The sequence below is a fragment of the Prochlorococcus sp. ALOHA_ZT_50 genome, assembly GCF_022447305.1.
Lineage (GTDB): Bacteria > Cyanobacteriota > Cyanobacteriia > PCC-6307 > Cyanobiaceae > Prochlorococcus_A.
This window is the reverse complement of record NZ_JAKVCI010000034.1, coordinates 1-14,183: the sequence shown is the minus strand read 5'-3', so window position 1 is coordinate 14,183 and position 14,183 is coordinate 1. Positions and strand designations below refer to the sequence as shown.

Here is a 14,183-nt window from a genome sequence, read left to right as displayed (position 1 = left end):
GTTTTCTGATAGAAAATCGATTCAAATTTTCCTGGACTTAACTCCTCTATCCAATATCCTGCTAAACAATAAATTTGATTTGGAACAAAATTAATAATAAATAATTTTTTGGAATTTTTATATTGATCAATTATCTTATTAGCAAAATTACCTTTAGTTTTGTTAGTCCCAAATAGAGTAATATCTTTTGCTAAAGGCCTAAAATTCTTAGATAGATTCTTATTTTTTTCTACTGTATTTCTAGAAATTATTTTTTCTAAAGAATAACAATAATCGAAAAAATTAGTATTTTCTTTTTTTGAAGGATATATAGTTATGAGGGAACTTAAAAGTAAAAAAGAAGTTAAAAGAAATTTTTTAAACATTTATTTTAATTAGATTTATTATTTCATAAATATAAAAAGACAATTCATAAATTACTATTAATTACCTTAAAAAGATTCACATTAATTAAAAAGATTTCTATTAATTTAGCTAAACCTCTTTGAGAAAAATTTAAAAGTATTTCGGACTAATAAAGTATTTATCAAACGCATAAAATTTTTTTCTTATAATAAGATTATGAAAAATTCTTTTTTGAAAAATAAAAGTATCAAATCTTTTTTAGATTTTTTTTCAAGAGTATCAATTTCAGCAATATTTATCTCAGCCATACCAGGCAAAATAAATGATTTTGAAAGAACAGTTGAATATATTTCTTCAAAAGGTATTCCTGAACCAATTTCATCTATTCTTCTAGTGGGAGCCATTATATGTCTTATCTTGGGTTCTGGATTTTTTATATTTGGGGAAAATCAAAAAATCGGTTCAGTCTTTTTATTACTATTTCTTATTCCAACAACAATAATTTTTCATGTATTCCCTTTTCATCAAAGAGCAGTATTTATGAATCTCGGATTAATAGGTGGATTAATTATTGCTGCAATAAGGGAACCAAAATAAATAACTTAATTAAATAAACCTAAATATTTTTTTATTTTTTCTCTCTTAATTCTGGGAAGCAATTCGCAATATGAATTAATTCATAAACCTCTTTGCTATCGTATTTTTTATTAGGAATTCCACTTCCTACCTCTATGCCTCTCTCTTTCATCTTCTTTAATATCAATTCTTGTCTTTGCATACTTGACATAGACTTAAATCTTTTAGTTCGTTCTTCTTTATTCACTAGATCTTAATTTAGTTAAACTTTATTGTTAAGGTTATATCAATTAGCGATTCATTAAATAAGTAAGAAAGCCAGTAAATGTAAGTAATTTAAATCCAATAAAGAAAGGCAAATATTTTTTGACCTTTTTGCCAACGGGCAATAATTTGTTTAATGAATTGATCATGATTTACATTAAAAATCTAATTATTTCAAACATCCTAACGAATTTTTTTTAGAATTATCCCATTAAGATTTGTACATTCTTAGACAGTAGTTCTAAACTAGAAGGATTACGTCCCTTTTTTTATGAATGATAAAGAAACAATAATTTCATTATTAAATGAGTTTGCTAATCCAAAAAAAATGGCCTCATTTTTTGTTAACAATGCGACTTCAGATTTTTTATTCATAAGACCGAGTGGTAATCCTATAGATGCAAAAGGGTTCGAACAAATGATTACTGATGAAATTGTTCAAGAAAAGGCAGAAATAACCAAAATTCACCGATTCGAATTTTTAAGCGAAAATATAGTAATGTGCATTTTTACACTAGGTTCAAAATTTACTTATAAAGGGACACCTAATGATGACTTACCAACAGTTACGTCAATTTTTAAAAAAGTAAATAATGTTTGGAAAATTCACTGGATGCAAAGATCTACAGGAAATTCGGATTTATCTTTATGGGATTAGCAAAGTTAATAGCTCTTTTAATGGTGCTACTACTTGTAGGTAGTTCTTTTATTGGTTTAATTTTTTATTTTATAAAATAAATACATCAAATAAAGAATACCCAGTAACTATTTCTTTTTTTAGAAAACAATTGCTTCTTTTATGCTAAGTAATTTGATTTTCAGGTAAAAATAAAAACTTTAGACAGACTAACGCCTATATCTAAAGCCAATAAAGCAATTAGTAACTTACTCATTTTTTAGAACTCTCAACTATTTTTTTGTAAAGTTCCTCAGAAATAGGTTGCATAACCTTTTAAAAATCTAATTACAAATTAATTATTTTAAAATTAATTTCTCGTTACTAAATATACGAATATATGAATTTTTAAATAGGCAAAAAATATATTCACTATAAGTTCTTCTTATAAAGTATTAATAAATACTTAATCCAAAAACGTCAATAAATGTCCAAACTTTTTTTAAAAAGAAATTAGAAATCTTATTTCAAGTAAATAGATCCTCTATAAGTAAGCTTTATAATCTTTTCTTCTTGTTTTCTACAATATACGAATGACTTTCCATTGAAATACATGTTTACCATGATGCAGCTCCTGAACTTGCTCAAGTCCCCGTCCTATGGCTTGAGTCGTACTGCGGTCTATCAGATGGTAGATCGGACGATTTTGTAGTATTCACTACAATCTATTTATAAAGTATTTATACTTAGATGTCAACAATTAATAGAAACTAAACTTCAATTTAAAAGTAGATTCGGCTCTCATAAACTCCCGAACAAGAATATAGAACATATAACTACGAGTAACTCCCATAAAAACTGAAACAAATGCTAGAACTACACAAATAGGGCAATGTGGGAATCCCATTATTTATTTTCCAATATAAATTTTAATTCAGCCTCTGCATTGAGAATGTCAATTCTTCTCTTAAGTAGTTTAAAAAATTTAATTATTTTTTTCAAAATTAAACCTTCTTTAGGCATCAATAATAATATTATTTAAGAATGAATATATCAATGAGCAAAAATACTGAAGCCATTGATATAACAAAAGTTTCGTAGCAAATTTATACAATAAACAACACCAACATATGCTCAGATACTCTTGCTCAATTAGCTTATTCAGAGTCAAATATAAAAATTGGTGATCTAGTTACCTTGCAGTGCTATTTTTCTTTTGCTAAAAAAATAGAGCGGGCTAAAGTCCAATACTCCACGAGGATTTAGTCCGCTGCCTAAAGCCTGAGAGTGCAAATTTTTCTTAATTAATATGCAACTATGCTTTATAAGGTAAATATCTTGATTGCGTAATAAATTTATTTTGTATATTGCTATTACAAAAATGATGAGTTTATTTAAATTAGTTACTAAATCCTCGTGGAGAAAGCTTTAGTAAATTTCTTTTACTGGTTACTGATAAGATCAGCCGAATCTCATTATGGAGAATCATTTGTATCTGTAGAAGTTCCATCTAATTCAATCAAAAGTTTTTCTTGATTTTAGAAAGTTTTTAATACTTAAATTCATAGCTTTCTGAAAATTGAATAACTAATTTGAGTTAAGTTGGTTAATTATCTCTATTGCAAATAAAGATAAGGTTGTTAATCTTGCACTTAAAGAAGAAACTTAATTTCTTAAACTGATGCAATTTGATCATTTAAATTTCAATGAAGATGATGGCCTCATGTCCATAGAAGATTTAAGGGCTTTACGTCTTCGAAAAAAGAAAATTGAAAGTGATAAGAAAGCTAGAAAGTATATCCTGGATATAAATCAAAGATATAGAAAAATGAGTACCCGCAAAAGTAATAACTTTTTAAGGAATATGAACCCTTTTAAAAAGGCCGCATAAATTGTTAATCTTGATTTTGTTAATTTGTTTAACTTTGCAACTTTCAGAGTAAGATTTTAATGGTGTTTCTTTGGAAGAGTTTCACCAAGAGGGGTCAATTTTTGGCCCCTTCTTTGCGGAGATATTTTTTAATTGAAACTCGTTATAAAATTAAAGTAATACTTTCCTAGAAGGCGAAAGTGATGTAAATCTTTTGTTTAAAGTTTTTTATTACCACTTAATGAAAACTCTATATCTTCAACTAAATCCTCTTATTAAAAAAACAAAAGTTTTAGCTTATGGACCATTTCCCATAATTTATTGAATTTTTTCATTTGCGATTTTTAATGGCTTCACCTACAAGTTGGGAATTCTACAAAGAAGTTGAAACTAAAATTCTATGGGTCAATATTTGTACCCAAAATTTAGAAGGAGTAGCTATTTCGATCAATAAATGGTGGAAGACAAGATATCCAGCATACAAAATCAGAATAGTTTCTAAAAAAGAATTTGAGCTAGTAAAAATGCAAGCTGAGAAAAAGGAGCAATAAAATTATTCTTTGGTAAATATTGATGCTGAATATTTAATTTTTGCAGCTATTATAAGATCAATAAATTAAAGAACAAATGAACTCTGCATTTGCAAAAGTCTCAAATTTGAAAGTTAACAGGGCTTCTAAAATAGCTATTACTCTCGCATCATCAACTTTCTTTTTGTATGCCTTGGGTCAAGCACCAATTTTTAAAAATATTCTTGCAGGTGCCTTCTCTTGCTCTGGCTAAATAAAATACTGTTTTTTTAGAGAAGCTAAAAAGCTAAAATAGACTGTGATTGACAGTCGATCTAAACTTAGAGGGATAAACCCCTCTTTTTTAATGTTTAATAGATTTATTGCTGAAAAGATAATGACTCTTCTTATTTCTCTTTTCAGCTGATGAATATTTCCCCGCACCTATTAATTGATGCTGTGATATTAAGCGCTGCCCTTACGATAACTTTGGTATTAAGAGCAAAAGGTAATGCTGCCAGAAAAGAAAAAGAAAATAAATGATTACTAAAGAAGAAGAAAAAGAATTTAAAAAACCTAAATTATATAGATTTTGGAACTTTCTTATTTATGGAAGTTCCATAGCTATTGGAGTTTTCTTAGTTTATTTATATTCTGCTTATATCTTTATAAATAAATGACTTACATCTACGGCATAGCGATTACTTATGGGGTTGTGAGTCTTTTATTGCTTGGTGGGTTTGCATACTTTACTTTTAAAATGAGACGCTAATTTTTATATCTTCTTCAATAAAGATTTATTAGATAAATTTTTTGATTTTTGTAGAGAATATCAACAAGAAATTCCACCTCAAAAGATGGCTGAGATTTTAAGAGAATATGCAGATAGATTAGATGAATGATAGATACTAGCAGACCTAAGAAGGTATTAAGAGAATAAAATTTCTAGCAAAATTTATACAAATTTTTTTAAAGTTGGAATAAATTTTTTGAAGATATTTTCCTTGCAATTATTCATAATTTGAGATTTTTTTTTGATCCTTAATCCGTACAATTTTGTTCCTCTAACCGCACACATAAAACTTGAAATTTACTATTCAAATGAATTAGAACATAGTTGTAGTCAAGGGGTAAGTCTTATGGCACTAAATGACACATTTACTATCCAAGAAATTAATTTGGATAAAAAAGACCTTTCATTTGATAATAAGCTCAAAAAAATTGAAGCTTATTGGAATAATGAATGTACAGAACATCCGAGTAACAACCATTGCAAGATTTTTTGTGATTAAAAACTTTAACTTTTAGGTATTCTTACGCTTGATTTTTACATAATACCCGTACTAAAGAATAATCAGATAGAAAGGAGGCCAAGCAAATGACTAATTTAGGTATAGAAATTTTATTTTGGACAATTTTAATTTCTTATCTGGGATTAAGGTTTTCTCAAACTTGGAATGGATTCAAAAAACAGTATTAATTAGGAGAATAGAAAATGAAACTACAAACTCAGTTCACGGTTCCAAACAAAAAATTAAAAGATCTTGATTATGTTAAAAAAGTAGATTTTTTAGAAGAAATTTTAAATAAAGAATGTATAGATTATCCAAATCAAGAAGATTGCCTGGTTTGTTGCAATTAAAAATCAAAAAATAGCTGTTTTTTAAAAGTAAATAAATTTTTATTAGTATTTATAAATTTTCTAAAAGGGAGTTAGCACTATGGAATTAAGATTCTTCCCAATAAATATTTTTAGAGAGACTCCAAAAGTCACATTCTTTGATGCAGGCATAGATAGTTCTAATGGTTCTGATGTTGTGATCCATTCTGGGGAAGCTATATCTCCTCCAGATGATTTAAAAGATGAGCAATATTACGTTCACAATCATCAAATTGACCACAATTTAGTTATCACTGGAGAAAGGACATTTGTTTTAATAAATCCTTCCTGGGATGAACCTCATCATGTGATTTATTTAAATAGATCTATGGGAGCATTAGAAATTCCTATAGGAACTTATCACAGATCTATCTCAGGGAAAGAAGGTAGTATTGTTTTAAACCAACCCAAAAGAGATAAATTTTTTGATCCTGCTAAAGAATTTATCCCTCAAAAATTAGACAAAATTAATTTAATTAAGGCAAGAAAAAGTCCGCCTGTTTATTGGATTTACGAAAATAACAAAATCAAAAGAGTCTATTTTAATCCTCTAGAAAGAAAAGTTAAAACTCTTGTTTGAAATGAAAAAACATATATCCCCTAGTAATAATTTAAAAAACCTGAATTTAATTATTAATTCTGATACTTATAAATTGGCTCACGAAGATATTGGTTTACTTAGCCGAAATGAAATGCGTGGAGTCAGAATGCTTCTTGAAATTACTAAACCAGATTTAATCCTTGAAGAAAATAAAATTCTTTCAACCATAATTATTTTTGGAGGCGCAAGCATTACAGAAGAATCAAATATAAAAAAGAGACTTGAAAATATAGAAGAGTTAATTAAAAAAAATCCTAAATCGATACTTTTAAAACGAAATTTAAATAGATTAGAAAATTTGCTTCTTATGAGTCATTACTATCAATCCGCAAGGGAGTTTTCTAAACTTGCTTCAATTAGTAATCAAAATAAAAACTGTAATTCTCATGTGATTGTGACAGGTGGGGGGCCAGGAATTATGGAAGCTGCTAATAGAGGTGCATTTGAAGCAAATTGTAAATCTATAGGGTTAAATATCAGTCTGCCTAATGAACAAATCCCAAATGCTTTTATAACTCCCGGTCTTTGCTTTAAGTTTAATTATTTTGCATTAAGAAAGATCCATTTTGTCATGCGATCAGTAGCTGCTGTATTTTTTCCTGGAGGTTTTGGAACACTAGATGAATTATTTGAACTATTGACACTTTGTCAAACAGGAATGAAAACTAAAATCCCAATCATACTTTTTGGTAGAGAGTATTGGAATAAGATAATTAACTTCGAATATCTAGCTGATCTTGGATTAATTTCAGATGAAAACTTAAATCTTTTCCAATATGCAGACACCGCATCAGAAGCATGGGAAATTATCAAATCATCAAAAATCTCAGCTTAAAGGTAAGCTAATTATTTTTAAATAACTTTTAATTACTTAATTTATAATTTGTTTTAACAGTTTTTATTATTGAATCTTGTGGTTCTTCACTTGGGAAACAATTAATAATCCTATATTTGCCTCCTTTTTTATCAGTCTCAACAACTGTAAATTCAACGTATTTACCAATTCCATCTCTTAAATCCTTGACTTCAGTATTAATTATCTCTTCTTTATCATTTTCGATGATACGAGATTTACCTCCGCAACTTAACAAAGCGTTCCCCTCAGTGAGAAAAAAATCTTTGTCATTACTGCAAGAAGATAGGAAAGATAAAGAGACTATTATTAGTATAAAATTTTTCATAATCAACTTTTTTGTACTTAACTACATTATCAATAAAGCATATTAAATATGTAGTCAAATCCCTACCAAATTAAAAATTTAATTAATAATATTTGTGAACTAAATAGAAATTATTTTAGAAAGAAATGCCCGATGCATTTAGAAAATCTTTATAAATATTTTGCCAGTGTATAATCCTTTGTTCAAGTCTATTAGGCGGACCAAGTTTAAAATTTTCCAGATAAGACTTATGAACTGATTCGACAATAACTTTATCTTCTCCAAGAAATTCTAATATACTTTTTTTCCAATTTTCTAAATCATTTTCACATAAAGAAGCAGAGGCTAATTTAATTTCAATAATACACTGACCAATATTTTTAGGAAGATAATTTATTAAAACAATCCCTTTACCAGGCCAGATTATTAGATGGGTCCATGGGAGTAATCCAAAGGTATATAGATTTCCTTCACTACTAAGAGGGGTAACAAGTACATTACAAAATTCACTGAAGAAATACCTGTAGTTTTTAATTGGACCTTGTTCTTTATGTAGGGTATCTTTATGAGCTATTGCTACATGATAATCGTCCAGTGTATTGTCATGGGCAATTTTCCAATTGCAATTTAAGGTATCAGAAAATTCAGAAAAAATACTGTAATTCATATCCCATTGATCATTACATTTTCTCCCAACAAGCTCAATTTGATCATCTATAGATATTGGTTTTTTGCTGAAATTAATCCAAATTAAAGGTCCATTTATTAAAGAGTTAACTTTTTCTAAAAAATAATCCTCTGTTTCTATTTTTGTTTCAAAATCGTACTTTAATGGCAAGGTTTTAAGTTTGCCAAAACTATCAAAAGTCCAGCCATGGTAAGGACAAAAAATATTTTTAGAAGGATTTAATTTTGTTTTTGGCAAACACAATTTTGACCCACGATGAGGGCATCTATTTTTGAAAACAGTTATTAAGTTTTTTTCTGAACAAGAGATTAATAATGATTGATTAAAGAATTTTTTTTCCAATATTTCGCCAGGTTTAATTTCTCCTATGAAAATCAATGGGTGCCAATAATTTTTTGAATAGTTTTCTAATTCAAGTTCAAAAATTTTTTGTTCGCTATAAAGCCAAGTAGGCAAAAAACTAGTTGACATTATTTATTTTTTTTGGAGGCCTCTTAAAAAATCAGATAACTCATATCTTAATTTTGCAAAATCCGAATCAAGTTTCAATTTATCTAAATCTCCTTTTTGTAGATCTACCTTAACTTCTTTTATGATTCTTCCAGGATTAGGTGCCAAAATACATATTTGCTGAGAGAGAGCTAATGCTTCTTCAATATCATGGGTTATAAGTAAAACTGTCAATGAAGTTTTTTTCCATAATTCATAGAGAAATTTCTGCATAGATTCTCTTATCTGTAAGTCCAAGGCTCCAAAAGGTTCATCTAAAAGTAGAATTTTAGGGTTAGTCGCTAGAGCTCTTGCAATTGCAATCCTTTGTTGCATTCCTCCAGATAATTCTTTTGGATACTTATTTCCCGAATCCTGAAGACCTACTACTTCTAATAAATAAGATGTCCTATATTTTATTTCTTTCAACTTATAAGAATTTAAATTCATTCCAAATGCAATATTCTCAGATGCTGTGAGCCAAGGGAAAAGACTATATTTCTGAAAAACCATTCCTCTATCCAATCCCGGTCCACTAACTATTTTTCCATCTACTTTTACGTTCCCTTTAGATGGACTCTCAAGCCCAGCAATAATCCTCAATATAGTACTTTTACCTGATCCAGAGCTCCCAACAAGAGTTTTAAATTCGCCAGAACTTATTGAAAAGCTTATTCCCTCAATTGCCTTTTTTCTATTTGAACCTTCCCCAAAATATTTTGAAATATTATTAACATCTAATTTCATTTAAACAGCCCATTTACATGTACGTCTAAGTAGCAATCTAAAACTCATATCCAAAGCAAATCCTATTAATCCAAGAACTATTAATTCTGCAAATATTTGATCTGTGCGAAAAAATCTTTGAGCCAGTTGAATCCTTTTACCTAAACCAACTTCTGCTGCAATTAACTCTGCAACAATTACTAAATTCCATGAAGTTGCAATATTAATTCTTAAAGTATCAATAATACTTGGCAATGAATATCTGGCTATTACTCTGATCAATAAATCTTTTGTATTACCTCCTAAAGTAAGCGTTGTTTCAATGAGTTCTTTGGGTACAAATTTTACTGAATCCATAACCATCAAAACATTAAAGTAAACGGTACCAATGAAAATTAATGCGATTTTTGGAGCCTCTTCAATTCCTAAATAAATAATAAGCAAAGGAGAAAAAGCAGCGGCAGGCATATACCTAAGCATCGCAATTAATGGTTCACATAAAGCACAAAAAGAAGGGAAAGAACCCATTAAAATTCCTAAAGGAACTGAAAAAATTGTCGCAATTATAAAACCAGCAAATACCCTACCAGTACTTGCAAAAATATCTTCAAATAATATTCCACTTTCAGCCATATCTAAAAGAGAATAAAAGACCGCTAAAGGTGATGGTAAAAACATTTCACTCACAAGTTTTAATTGACACACTATTGTCCAAATTAAAAGTGGTAGCAAAAGTGAGGCTATTTGAAGAAATATTTTATTTAATTTTTTCGGTTCACTACCAAATGAAAAGAGGGATAAAAAATATTTATCCCTCTTGATTAATTTCGAACTAACCATTTTAATTTTGTATTAATTAACTGATGTTTTTAACGAACGAAGAGTCAAATAATTTACTCATATCTGGTTTTTCAGGAATAAATCCTACCTTTACCATAAAGTCTGCCATTTGTTTCGCTGCATAAGGCATATGTTTCATACCGAACCCATCACTAAAAGCTTCTAAATTTTCTTCCAAAGAAAAGAACCTAGTTCCACCTTTATATTGTTTGTATTCGCGTGTTGGGATCCCAGCTCGCTTTGCCATGATCTTTTCAGATTTTCTTGGATTTTTTTCCATGAATTCTCTTACATCCCACCATGTTTTAACAATTTTTTGAACATCATCTGGTCTTTCAGAAATCAAATCTCCGCTTACAGCTAATAAATCAGGGATTGCACCAGGATATTCTTTTGAACTAGCAATAACTCTTGCTCCAGGCCTCTTCATTGCAGTTCCGGTAAATGGAGGGAATGCACCAACTGCATCTACTTTTCCTGCTGCGAATGCAGTTGCAGCCTGATCAGTTGGCAGACCTTTAATAATTACATCATCTCTAGTTAATCCAACATCATTCAGAGCTAAAACAAGTAAAAAATCATCCACAACACCTTCTTCTACTGCTACTGTTTTACCTTTTAAATCAGCAACACTTTTAATTGATTTATCTGCAATTATTTGGTCATTCCCTGCAGAATTATCATTAACTAAAACAACTACTTCCCCTCCATTCTCTCCGGGTAAGAACGAAATAGTGTCATTAAGAGTTTGCGAATTTCCATCGATTTTTCCAGCAGCAAAAGTTTCCATGGATTGAACATATCCATCAAACCATTTCATCTGAACATTAACTCCATTTTTTTCAAACATTTTTTGATCAACAGCTATCGCCCAAGGCCACCATCCTGCCCAGTTACTGTATCCCAAAGTGATAGGTTCTCCTTTTGGAGCGGCAGGACTTGATAATGTACTTAATGAAATCGCTAATATCAGAGCAAGCAAAGAGGCCGCAAAAACTCTCAATTTTTTGAACATATTTGAAAAAAAAATTTTACGTACTATCAATACTTAAGAAAAAGTAAATCTAAAGTTGTAATGACTGATACTTTTAAGAGATTACTTTTAATTAATCAATATTCCTTATTTTTTAAATTTCAGAATCTTTTTACTAATCCATTTTTGCCATAAATCAAATCCAGACTTGGTTATTGAAGAAATTTCTATAATATCTGCCTTAGGATTAGTTGATGCTATATTCGATTTTAATTCGTTAATATCAAAATTCAAATGGGGTAACAAATCAACTTTAGTTATCAAAATTAAATCTGCTTCTCTAAACATTATTGGATATTTTAAAGGTTTATCCTCACCTTCGGTAATACTTAAAAGTGCAACTTTAAAATGTTCTCCAATCTCAAATTCTGCAGGACAAACTAAATTTCCTACATTTTCCACTAACAAAATATCTAGTAAATCAGGATTTATTTTTTTTTCTAGTAATTTCAAACCTCCACTAACCATATTTGCATCGAGATGGCATGCTCTTCCAGTTGTAATTGGTACTACTGGAATATTTAATTTTTCTAATCTTGCCGCATCAAGATTAGTAGTCATATCACCCTCTAAAACAGCACTTTGAAATTCTTTTGAAAGATCTTCTAAAGTTATTTCAAGTAATCTCGTTTTTCCTGCACCAGGACTACTCATTATGTTCAAGCAAAGCAAATTATAATTATTAAACTTAACTTTATTTTTCTCAGCTTGATGACTATTTTGATGAAGAATATTTAATTCAATTTTGTCTGAAATTGGTAAATGCATTTATATTTGAAAATACATTTTTATTCTAGATACTAAATTTCTACTTTTCTTTAAAGTCAATGGATGCGATTTTTAATTCCCTCCCGCTAATAATTTCCTCTAAATTAAAATTGCAACATGGAGATTTATATCCATTCTCTTTCTTTGGAAAATATGATCTATTGCATTTAGAGCATTTTCCTTCAAAAGGTATTGTCTCAATAGTAATCTCAGAGGAATCTAACCAAGAACCCAAGACTGCAGCATTAAAAGTATTTATTAATGATATTGGCTCTACGCAAGTAAATTCGCCAATTTTAAGATTAATCTTTTCAACAATTATTTTTTCTTTATTTTTTTTCTCTGCCCACTCTTCCATAGAAAGTATAAGGCATTTTGTCATATCTACCTCATGCACAAAAATCTATCTCCATTTTTGATCAACTGACATATTGCATTTATCTGAAATCCATTCTGGTTTAGATTTTCTTGGGAGCTGACCACTTACTACAAGATGTGCAATTGAATCACAAATAACTCTAGTAGCTAATAAGGCTGTCATATCACTTACATCATATGGAGGCGAAACCTCAACAAGCTCAATTCCACATACATTTACTTTTCTGATAATGTACTCCAAAAGTTTTAATGCCTCTCGAGGTAATAAACCCCCAGGTTCAGGCCAACCAGTTCCAGGGACAAATCCAGCATCAATACAATCAATATCAAAAGAAATATATACACAGTCAGTTCCATCAGTAGCTTTTTCAATCGCAAAATCAGCAGCCTCTTTCAACCCCATTTCACAGATATCAGTAACTGTTAAAACATTTGTACTTCGTTCCCTGCAAATTTTTACTCCTTCTCTTGGTACTTGCCAACCTCCAATTCCTAATTGAACAAGATTTTTTGCAGGTGCATTTTTCATATTAGTTGCATGAAACCATGGACAGGTATGCATTCTTTCATCTAGATCTGTTTCTTGAGTATCTACATGTCTATCAAAGTGAATGATCCCTACTTTTTTATCTCCTAAGTGGCGACAAACTCCTCTAACTGTAGGAAAACCTATTGAATGATCTCCACCTAAAATAATTGGAAATGCACCACTAGCAAAAATATGAGCAACCCCCTTTGAAATTTGATCAAAACTTTTTTCATTATTAGCTGGAATTGTAAAAATATCTCCTACATCACAAATAGAAATCTGCTCTCTCAGATCCACTCCCATTTCGTAATTATAAGGAGTATAAAGAGCAGAAATTTTTCTTATTCCTTGAGGTCCAAATCTTGTCCCTGGTCTATAAGTAGTTCCAGAATCATGAGGAACACCAACGATCGCAACATCATAATTTCCCACTTCATTTACATTTTCAACATATGGAGCTTTCATGAAAGTATTGATACCTGCAAAATGGGGTAATTCTCCTCTTGAAAATGTAGATATTTTTCTATCGACAATGCTTTTAGCTGCTTCTAAACCATATTCCTTTGCTCGGGCAACTTCGTTTTCCCATCCTTTCAGAGGTAATTTTGCTTCTTTTTCTAAAGCATCCATTCCTTCGCTGGGATGCTTCCTTATAAAGTCTTGATTTTGAGATGATTCAGTAGTCACAAATTTAAAATTCTTTTTTTCACTTATTTCAATATTGTCAATAAAAATAAAAATGAACCATAAACTTGCTTAAAAAGAACCTCATTGGAACATTGTTAAATAACTTTTCGCAAAAATCAGAAAAATAACTCCATTTAAAAAGCCAGCTTTTATTGCTAAAAGCTGGCTTAATTACAAACATATTTATTAAATAGCGTAATAAACGACAGAAGACGTAATTAATTAATAGGTATTAGATATTTTGTTTTTCATATTTTCAATTTTATTGATTAATTCATCTAACCATTCTGTATTATTTTGCTCTTGTCTTTTATGGCGCTGTCTACTTTGAGTACTCATAAATTTCTTATATTAAGATAGTCCATTAAATATAACTTCTGAAATTACAGGAATCAATAAGCAACAATACCAAATCGATTGATAAGACAAGCTTTAGTAGCATTT

Annotated in this window: 18 protein-coding genes; 8 read left to right on the top strand and 10 right to left on the bottom strand. The window is 29.5% G+C overall.

Going from position 1 to position 14,183, the window contains the following annotated elements:
• The coding region (locus tag MK115_RS08315) for a carbon storage regulator CsrA (RefSeq protein ID WP_287610726.1) at nucleotides 1-365 on the bottom strand (365 nt) is incomplete at its 3' end.
• Between the two features lie 196 nt (nucleotides 366-561).
• Between MK115_RS08315 and MK115_RS08310 the strand changes: the two genes are divergently transcribed.
• Complete coding sequence (locus tag MK115_RS08310) at nucleotides 562-942, top strand: DoxX family protein (protein WP_287610725.1); 381 nt, start codon at nucleotides 562-564, stop codon at nucleotides 940-942.
• A 31-nt stretch (nucleotides 943-973) separates the two neighbouring features.
• Here the strand turns inward: MK115_RS08310 and MK115_RS08305 are convergent, their stop codons facing one another.
• The gene (locus MK115_RS08305; protein WP_287610724.1) at nucleotides 974-1,132 is read right to left on the bottom strand and encodes a 3-phosphoshikimate 1-carboxyvinyltransferase; all 159 of its coding nucleotides are present in this window, start codon (nucleotides 1,130-1,132) and stop codon (nucleotides 974-976) included.
• A 324-nt stretch (nucleotides 1,133-1,456) separates the two neighbouring features.
• Between MK115_RS08305 and MK115_RS08300 the strand changes: the two genes are divergently transcribed.
• From MK115_RS08300 to MK115_RS08270, 7 genes are all read left to right on the top strand, one after another.
• Entirely contained in the window at nucleotides 1,457-1,843 is a 387-nt protein-coding gene (locus MK115_RS08300) for a DUF3804 family protein (RefSeq protein ID WP_287610723.1), read from the top strand.
• A gap of 2,175 nt (nucleotides 1,844-4,018) precedes the next feature.
• Nucleotides 4,019-4,222, top strand: a complete 204-nt coding sequence (locus MK115_RS08295) for a hypothetical protein (protein ID WP_042850950.1) — start codon at nucleotides 4,019-4,021, stop codon at nucleotides 4,220-4,222.
• Nucleotides 4,223-4,298: 76 nt separating this feature from the next.
• Complete coding sequence (locus MK115_RS08290; RefSeq protein WP_179852253.1) at nucleotides 4,299-4,454, top strand: hypothetical protein; 156 nt, start codon at nucleotides 4,299-4,301, stop codon at nucleotides 4,452-4,454.
• 760 nt (nucleotides 4,455-5,214) lie between these two features.
• Nucleotides 5,215-5,472: a hypothetical protein gene (locus MK115_RS08285; protein ID WP_287610722.1), complete on the top strand. Its 258-nt coding sequence runs from the start codon at nucleotides 5,215-5,217 to the stop codon at nucleotides 5,470-5,472.
• A gap of 203 nt (nucleotides 5,473-5,675) precedes the next feature.
• On the top strand, nucleotides 5,676-5,822 hold the full coding sequence (locus MK115_RS08280; RefSeq protein ID WP_209091391.1) for a hypothetical protein: 147 nt from the start codon (nucleotides 5,676-5,678) through the stop codon (nucleotides 5,820-5,822).
• Between the two features lie 79 nt (nucleotides 5,823-5,901).
• Nucleotides 5,902-6,420, top strand: coding sequence for a hemagglutinin (locus MK115_RS08275; protein ID WP_287610721.1), 519 nt, complete (start codon nucleotides 5,902-5,904; stop codon nucleotides 6,418-6,420).
• A 1-nt stretch (nucleotide 6,421) separates the two neighbouring features.
• Nucleotides 6,422-7,276: an LOG family protein gene (locus MK115_RS08270; protein ID WP_287610720.1), complete on the top strand. Its 855-nt coding sequence runs from the start codon at nucleotides 6,422-6,424 to the stop codon at nucleotides 7,274-7,276.
• Nucleotides 7,277-7,304: 28 nt separating this feature from the next.
• On the opposite strand, the gene MK115_RS08265 is transcribed toward MK115_RS08270, so the two are convergent.
• From MK115_RS08265 to speB, 8 genes are all read right to left on the bottom strand, one after another.
• Nucleotides 7,305-7,622 carry a hypothetical protein gene (locus MK115_RS08265; protein WP_025946360.1) on the bottom strand — a complete coding sequence of 106 codons (318 nt, stop codon included), beginning with the start codon at nucleotides 7,620-7,622 and terminating at the stop codon, nucleotides 7,305-7,307.
• 115 nt (nucleotides 7,623-7,737) lie between these two features.
• The gene (locus MK115_RS08260) at nucleotides 7,738-8,760 is read right to left on the bottom strand and encodes an aromatic ring-hydroxylating oxygenase subunit alpha (RefSeq protein ID WP_287610719.1); all 1,023 of its coding nucleotides are present in this window, start codon (nucleotides 8,758-8,760) and stop codon (nucleotides 7,738-7,740) included.
• A gap of 3 nt (nucleotides 8,761-8,763) precedes the next feature.
• Nucleotides 8,764-9,525 carry an ABC transporter ATP-binding protein gene (locus MK115_RS08255; protein ID WP_079333226.1) on the bottom strand — a complete coding sequence of 254 codons (762 nt, stop codon included), beginning with the start codon at nucleotides 9,523-9,525 and terminating at the stop codon, nucleotides 8,764-8,766.
• The gene (locus MK115_RS08250; RefSeq protein WP_287610718.1) at nucleotides 9,526-10,344 is read right to left on the bottom strand and encodes an ABC transporter permease; all 819 of its coding nucleotides are present in this window, start codon (nucleotides 10,342-10,344) and stop codon (nucleotides 9,526-9,528) included. It abuts the gene before it with no gap.
• 16 nt (nucleotides 10,345-10,360) lie between these two features.
• Nucleotides 10,361-11,359, bottom strand: a complete 999-nt coding sequence (locus MK115_RS08245) for an ABC transporter substrate-binding protein (RefSeq protein WP_287610717.1) — start codon at nucleotides 11,357-11,359, stop codon at nucleotides 10,361-10,363.
• 105 nt (nucleotides 11,360-11,464) lie between these two features.
• Nucleotides 11,465-12,145: a hydrogenase nickel incorporation protein HypB gene (gene hypB / locus MK115_RS08240; RefSeq protein ID WP_287610716.1), complete on the bottom strand. Its 681-nt coding sequence runs from the start codon at nucleotides 12,143-12,145 to the stop codon at nucleotides 11,465-11,467.
• 40 nt (nucleotides 12,146-12,185) lie between these two features.
• Nucleotides 12,186-12,527 (bottom strand): hydrogenase maturation nickel metallochaperone HypA/HybF, encoded by a 342-nt coding sequence (locus MK115_RS08235; RefSeq protein ID WP_287610715.1) that lies wholly within the window; start codon nucleotides 12,525-12,527, stop codon nucleotides 12,186-12,188.
• A 21-nt stretch (nucleotides 12,528-12,548) separates the two neighbouring features.
• Nucleotides 12,549-13,682, bottom strand: coding sequence for an agmatinase (gene speB, locus MK115_RS08230; protein WP_287610727.1), 1,134 nt, complete (start codon nucleotides 13,680-13,682; stop codon nucleotides 12,549-12,551).
• Nucleotides 13,683-14,183: the final 501 nt, after the last annotated feature.

Excerpts from the sequence above, each read along its gene's own strand:
- MK115_RS08310 (WP_287610725.1), top strand. The coding sequence starts at position 562 with ATGAAAAATTCTTTTTTGAAAAATAAAAGTATCAAATCTTTTTTAGAT.
- MK115_RS08305 (WP_287610724.1), bottom strand. The coding sequence starts at position 1,132 with ATGTCAAGTATGCAAAGACAAGAATTGATATTAAAGAAGATGAAAGAG.
- MK115_RS08300 (WP_287610723.1), top strand. The coding sequence starts at position 1,457 with ATGAATGATAAAGAAACAATAATTTCATTATTAAATGAGTTTGCTAAT.
- MK115_RS08295 (WP_042850950.1), top strand. The coding sequence starts at position 4,019 with ATGGCTTCACCTACAAGTTGGGAATTCTACAAAGAAGTTGAAACTAAA.
- MK115_RS08290 (WP_179852253.1), top strand. The coding sequence starts at position 4,299 with ATGAACTCTGCATTTGCAAAAGTCTCAAATTTGAAAGTTAACAGGGCT.
- MK115_RS08280 (WP_209091391.1), top strand. The coding sequence starts at position 5,676 with ATGAAACTACAAACTCAGTTCACGGTTCCAAACAAAAAATTAAAAGAT.
- MK115_RS08275 (WP_287610721.1), top strand. The coding sequence starts at position 5,902 with ATGGAATTAAGATTCTTCCCAATAAATATTTTTAGAGAGACTCCAAAA.
- MK115_RS08270 (WP_287610720.1), top strand. The coding sequence starts at position 6,422 with ATGAAAAAACATATATCCCCTAGTAATAATTTAAAAAACCTGAATTTA.
- MK115_RS08265 (WP_025946360.1), bottom strand. The coding sequence starts at position 7,622 with ATGAAAAATTTTATACTAATAATAGTCTCTTTATCTTTCCTATCTTCT.
- MK115_RS08260 (WP_287610719.1), bottom strand. The coding sequence starts at position 8,760 with ATGTCAACTAGTTTTTTGCCTACTTGGCTTTATAGCGAACAAAAAATT.
- MK115_RS08255 (WP_079333226.1), bottom strand. The coding sequence starts at position 9,525 with ATGAAATTAGATGTTAATAATATTTCAAAATATTTTGGGGAAGGTTCA.
- MK115_RS08250 (WP_287610718.1), bottom strand. The coding sequence starts at position 10,344 with ATGGTTAGTTCGAAATTAATCAAGAGGGATAAATATTTTTTATCCCTC.
- MK115_RS08245 (WP_287610717.1), bottom strand. The coding sequence starts at position 11,359 with ATGTTCAAAAAATTGAGAGTTTTTGCGGCCTCTTTGCTTGCTCTGATA.
- hypB (WP_287610716.1), bottom strand. The coding sequence starts at position 12,145 with ATGCATTTACCAATTTCAGACAAAATTGAATTAAATATTCTTCATCAA.
- MK115_RS08235 (WP_287610715.1), bottom strand. The coding sequence starts at position 12,527 with ATGACAAAATGCCTTATACTTTCTATGGAAGAGTGGGCAGAGAAAAAA.
- speB (WP_287610727.1), bottom strand. The coding sequence starts at position 13,682 with ATGGATGCTTTAGAAAAAGAAGCAAAATTACCTCTGAAAGGATGGGAA.